5 protein-coding genes are annotated in these 6,159 nt (G+C 31.1%); 1 reads left to right on the forward strand and 4 read right to left on the reverse strand.

Annotated features, from left to right (window positions below; translation table 11 throughout):
* Nucleotides 1–462 precede the first annotated feature (462 nt).
* The 3 genes from ACW2QF_RS16555 to ACW2QF_RS16565 form a co-directional block, all read right to left on the reverse strand.
* Nucleotides 463–1,170 carry a CvpA family protein gene (locus ACW2QF_RS16555; protein ID WP_455717118.1) on the reverse strand — a complete coding sequence of 236 codons (708 nt, stop codon included), beginning with the start codon at nt 1,168–1,170 and terminating at the stop codon, nt 463–465.
* A gap of 5 nt (nt 1,171–1,175) precedes the next feature.
* On the reverse strand, nt 1,176–2,366 hold the full coding sequence (locus ACW2QF_RS16560; RefSeq protein WP_455717119.1) for a DUF5711 family protein: 1,191 nt from the start codon (nt 2,364–2,366) through the stop codon (nt 1,176–1,178).
* Between the two features lie 250 nt (nt 2,367–2,616).
* Nucleotides 2,617–3,945 (reverse strand): LysM peptidoglycan-binding domain-containing protein, encoded by a 1,329-nt coding sequence (locus ACW2QF_RS16565; RefSeq protein WP_455717120.1) that lies wholly within the window; start codon nt 3,943–3,945, stop codon nt 2,617–2,619.
* Between the two features lie 323 nt (nt 3,946–4,268).
* Between ACW2QF_RS16565 and yyaC the strand changes: the two genes are divergently transcribed.
* Nucleotides 4,269–4,838 carry a spore protease YyaC gene (gene yyaC / locus ACW2QF_RS16570; protein WP_455717121.1) on the forward strand — a complete coding sequence of 190 codons (570 nt, stop codon included), beginning with the start codon at nt 4,269–4,271 and terminating at the stop codon, nt 4,836–4,838.
* 92 nt (nt 4,839–4,930) lie between these two features.
* On the opposite strand, the gene ACW2QF_RS16575 is transcribed toward yyaC, so the two are convergent.
* Nucleotides 4,931–6,159 (reverse strand): hypothetical protein (locus ACW2QF_RS16575; RefSeq protein WP_455717122.1); only part of this gene is annotated, 1,229 nt, incomplete at its 5' end.

The raw sequence follows: 6,159 nt of genomic DNA on the forward strand, positions 1-6,159 counted from the left end.
TTTGTTTCCGTTTTGTCTTTCGACATTACTGTGTACTAAAAGTACATATATTTTTTGAAAATCTTATTTCGTATCACCTTGTGATACGATTGGAATTTTCAGGGTTGTTTCACTGTTTAATTTTCAATGTTCTTTCGCTGTACAAGCGCTTTGGCGTGTCAGCAAAATTGATTATATCACTATCCAAAGACTATGTCAACAACTTTTTTCATCTTTTTTTATTTTTTTAAATAATTCTAATAATTCGTTATATTTAGACGATATTAAAACAATAAAGTTCTGTACGTAAATCTCTGTACGATAACTTATTATTACTTGAAATCTTATTAATATACTAAAAAAGGAGTTACCGTAGTAACAAATTAAAGAAGTAAGTTACTTCTTAAAAAATAACTTACTTCTTAACTGGTTATACGATAACTCCTAAATATTCAATTTGTACGTTCAAAGCTATAATTTTACCTAAAATAAAACCTTAACAATATTAGTTATATAGCCTAATAATAAATTATTATTATATAAACAACTTAAAAACTGACTTTCTTGAATCAATTCGTACAATTTTTGTGAGGTTTGTGTACTACTGAAAGCGGTCAATACAATACACAACACCCAGATTACTAGTAACCCTTCAAGTAATCCTACCAATAATCCTGCGGTCTTATTAAGTCCATTAATAATTGGTAGCTTACTAATTATATTCAATGCACCACATACGATAACCAATAAAACTGTTACAACTAAATAAGTGATAAGAAATGATATTGCATTAATTACAAGTGTTGTTATATAGCCATTCACATATTCTTTAAAAGTATCTACTTGTAAAGCTTTATATACTTCAGAGTTGCTTTTGTTCTCAAGTAAGTTCTTTTTAATAGATTCTGGTAATGATAACTTATTAATAGCTTCTACCTGTTCTGATACTGTTGTTTTATCTTTATCTTTCACTTTTAATTTAACAACATCTTCTACATGATCATTGATATTGTTATAGAACTTTTCATTTGACCGTAATGCTTTACTAACATAAGGACTTATTGCAGACGATAAAACGATTGCAATAATAATTGAAAATATTGAAAATATTGTTTTAATAAAACCAGTTTTTCTCCCCTTTAAAGCAAAAGCTACCAAAACAGCTGCTACTGCAATCACTAACCAATTCACTATTTCTAATCCTCCACTAATTTAATATGATCAATGTTCTGATCATTAATCAATATATACTCATCTTTATCGTTACTTGGCATAATACTTACAATTGGAGTCTTAAGCGTATACTTAAATTTTAAATTTCCATCTGTCTCTATGATTCGAATCTCTGTCTCCGAATTGAATATTATGTCTTTACCTGACATTTGAACTGATTCATAATCAAATGTGATATTCTTCGTAAGAACTTTTTTACCCTTCAAATTGTATAGCAATAGTTGTCTTTTACCTTCTTCATCACTATTTTCACTAATAAACCCAAAATATTCATTAGTATAAAACATACTCTTTATCTCTGTATCAAACGTTACTGTAGCAATCTCTCTTGGTATCTCGAGTATCTCATAAATTGAAAAACCTTTATCTGAACATAATAAAACTGTATTGCTACCTAAGAATACAATGTCATGTACAACTGTTTGTTGAAATGGTATGGCTCCTACTAAATGATCCTCATAGTTATCTCCAACTTTAGTATAGTTATAAAATCCAATATCTGTTTCTAACACACCGTTTTCAACTCTTACATATGAACAGACCATCTTTTTTGCATCATTTGACATTACTACATCTATTGGATACCCATTATCCTGCACTGCTGTCTGCTTCCCTACTAGTTTTGTGCCAGTAGCAGAGTCATATAGCAATATCTGATTATAATCATCCCCTTCAACTGTAACACAAAGCACTCCTTGCCGTGATATACACACATCAATAATTGGAAGCGTCGTAGTTAGCGTATATGTAGTCCCTTTGCTGTCGAATGAATAGGCCTGTTTTCCTCCAATATCTGCTACTGCAACATATCCTTCACATATAACTGCTTTGGGATTTTGCATATCATAAGATGCATTCCATAATACTTTACCATCAGCTGATAATGCAGATATACCATCTCGACTATATTTTATAAGTTTGTTATTATAACTCATATATTGTACTGTGTTACTATCTTCTCTTGCTTTTGAATTTAGAACTTCATAACTATTGTAATTTTTTGTAAGAAATCGATTTAAAAAATAAAATCCAACTGCCAATACAGCAATACATACAAGTGCAATAATAATTGCTCTTCGTTGTCTATACTGCTTCATCTTATTTTCAAAAACAGAAGCATCTTCTTTATCTTTTTTCTCCACTCGAATACCCATGCATATCTCAATTCATCTTGTGACATTGCCCTAATATATACGTTGAAAGATAGGCGTTGCATGGCTCCTTTCCTAAATTTCAAAGCTCTTTCAACACTTCTCATCTTTGTTTATTACAAGGATTCTTGTAATACAACTCACGCTAGATATTATACCTTATTTTGTCTTTATAAGCAATACAAGGAATTTCTATAATAATAAGGAGTTGTTACAATTTGCACTAGTAGCAACTTGCAACAACTCCACTCATTTATTTATATTCTGGAATTACTATTTCTTGCCCTTCATAGATTAAATCTTCATTTTCAATATTATTAGCTTCCTTAATCAAATCTACACCTTTAATTGTTCCATACATCTTAGTACTAATCGATACTAAGGTATCCCCCTTTTTAATGGTATACTTATTACTTGTTGCCATTGTTTGTTCATTGGATTCCTTGGTAGTTTCTTCGTCTTTTGTCTTATTTTTATCAGTATTTTTCTCCTTTGTAGAACTATCTTCATTGGACTTATCAATAGATTTATCATTGGATTTGTCATTGGATTTGTCATTGGATTTATCCTTTGAATCATCTTTGGTTCCTGTTTCTCCTTTGGCTACCTCATTTTCTTCAATCATAGCTTGTACATCTGCATTATCTATAGTTGAATTTTCTGCCTCAGCATCGGTTTCATTATTTCCTTTCTCAATCACAGAAGGAACTGTTTCCACCTGCGTTACCCCAGAAGACGTTTCTTTCTCATCCTGTGTATTTGAGACTCCATCTGATAATACTGCTATGGAATCTGCCGTATCTTTCATATTATCGTAATTACTTACCATAGTCGCTCCAATTACAAGCACAACAACAGCAAGCAAGGAACTTGCCGTATAAACTAGCGGCATCATGCTCTTTTGCTTATTTGCATCATTTTTGGCTTCAATAACTTTCCTAATCTTTTGAGTTGCAAGATCCACATACCCATCATCGCTGCTAACATGTTCTTTATTCTCTACCATATAATTTTGCATTTCTTCGTTTCGATCATAGTAGATATAATAGCCGCTTTGCTTCTTAAGCTTACCTTTATCATAGAAATAGAATGCCTCTTCCTTCTCTACCGCATCATATACAAGAAGTGTTTTATCTTGTCCTGAAAAGTTATCTAAATGCATCCTCGTTATATGCTCGTCCACATCAAAAGGCCCATCTTTTTTGGTTATATACCAACCCACAATCTCAACGTTTGTAAAATATTTTTTTATACAATCATATATCTCTGACCATGCTTCATTAGAAAACATAGTACCTTTATTATTTTCTACAGTTTCAATAATCTCCACTGCTCCATTGATAAAAATATGTCTACAGCCTTCTGATTTTATGTATTGTCCAAGTAATACAGCCTTTCGCTCACCGACTGTTGTTTTTTCTGATAATTGCTTAATATAGGTCATTACATAATCTTCTGCATATATTTTCTTAGATAAATCAATTTGTCCTATTTGTCGTATGTTTTTTGGCATCTTAAATGTTGAACTTTCTTTTCTTTCTTTTGTGTCCATTTCCTCATTACTATATATGCTCTGTATCATGCAAAACTTCCTTTCTTGATCTATAACCAATTAATCAATTTGCTTGTCTATGTACACAAATCAAATGAACTAAGTTATTATTGTTTTACGGTATCTTAGCATATAATTCGAGATGTTTTTGTCAAAAAACTAACTGCTTAATCCATAAGTTTTTTCTATGTAATTACAAATAATCTTTATTTTCATGAGATTCTTACCTAATACATGAAACAATACACGGAGAAGCATAATTTTTTGTTGTTTTTTGCGTTCAAAAGTTTGTCTAGTTATCCTGTCAAGTGGTAATACTTTCTTTATATTAATTATATGGTGGTGAAATTTTATTGTTAGTTCAACAAAAAAATAAAAGAAAAGTATATTACTTTAATTCGGCCGATGGATACTGCGCTTATCAGTTTAGCAAAATCCTCGGGGAATTAGTTCAATCCTTAGATAAATCTCGTGAAGAAATTGTATTCTTATGTATTGGTTCCGACCGCGCAACTGGAGACTCTCTTGGTCCAATCATTGGATATAAACTATCTGAGCTTGAATATAAAAACTATACAATTTACGGGACTCTTGATGAACCTGTTCATGCAAAGAATTTGCGAGAAACCATTGAAAAGATTAAAGAAAGTCATAAAGATTCTATACTGATTGCTATTGATGCCTCTTTAGGAAATAGTAATCATGTAGGCTTCATTACACTAGGAGAAGGTCCTTTGAAACCTGGTGCTGGTGTTTCAAAAGACCTTCCTGCTGTTGGTGATTTATTCATCACTGGTATTGTTAACTTTTCTGGTTTATTAGATAATATGCTACTTCAAACAACAAGACTTAATGTGGTTATGAAATTAGCTGATTGTATCTGTTTAGGTATTCGATTCTGTCTTCCTTTACGTGCTAACTAGACGTATGGTTAGTCAGCTATAGAAAAGTTGTTTTTTGTGGTGTTTGAAAGCACTTAGTTTTAATAACATAGTGCTTTTGCAACATCATCTTCTTAGCTATTCAATATCTGATCCTTATATAGCTTCATAGCTTCTGAAATAACCATTCCTTCTTTGGATTCCATGATTTTAATTAGTTTTTCCAATTTCTCTAAATTCATGAATTCCTTCCCTAGATATGCTTCATACGTAGATGCTAACTGCATCTCTAATTCTTTCACTTTATTGGAGTATTCTTTATTTAGTTCATGTACTTCTTCATGTTTTTGCTGAAGATTTAATAATTCAGGCTTATTTTTCTCACGAATCTCATTTGCAATTATTGTCTTTGAAGTACTTTCAAATTCTATTATGGATTCTTTCTTTCTATTTGTGATAAGATCCATGGTCTCTTCCAGTTCTTTTATTTCTTTATTATATTTTTCTAGTCCATAATTACTTTCATCTTTATCTTTTATAACAGCCTTTTTTATTTTACTAATTTCTTTATTATTCTTTAAAATCTCAACACGAATTTCTTTCACTTTTTTAAATGTTTCATGATATTGATTTTTAAGTTTTGAATTCAATGCCAGATATGCTGCTCCGAAAATAAGAATTACAACGAAGTAAATAAGTGCCATAATAATTGGCTTGTCCGTCTTAACTACAAAACGATATATAACATTTGGCAATAACAAAAACAGCACTAAGACACAAATTAAATCAATTCCCAAATCAGCTAATCCCTTAGGGTAATATAATGCATGAAATAATCTTGTATTAAATATTTTAGGGACCCCATCATTCTTCATAGTACGTTTAATGTCTTCCTGTAATTGTTTATTCTCTCTTCGTAAATCCCCAGTCTCGTCCTCAATTCTCTCAGATACTTTCTTATTCTTTTTCTTTTCCCTTTTTGATTTCACTTTCTTAATTTCCGCTTTGGTGTTATCAAGTTGTGAGTCAAACGTTGCACTTACCTCCGCTTTACGTTTCTTAATAACAGTATCGATTTCAGCGTCAATGGTTCTTTCTTTCGCTATAATGATTCTTTCAAGATCTAAATCTTCTGCTTCTAATTGCTTGACATTATCTTTATATACCTTTAAATCACTAAGATGACTTCGTAGATCTATAAGCCTATCAATACCTGATGACAATATATTTATGTCATCATATGACCATCTTATATCTTTTATCTCTAAGTTCTGTTCTTGTAATTTCTCGATAATAGTTCCATCTGTGCTAGAATCTATTTCAGACGTTTTCTCTTGTAATTGATTGTCTGCCATTCGTACGC

It is taken from the genome of Anaerosporobacter sp., assembly GCF_965301125.1.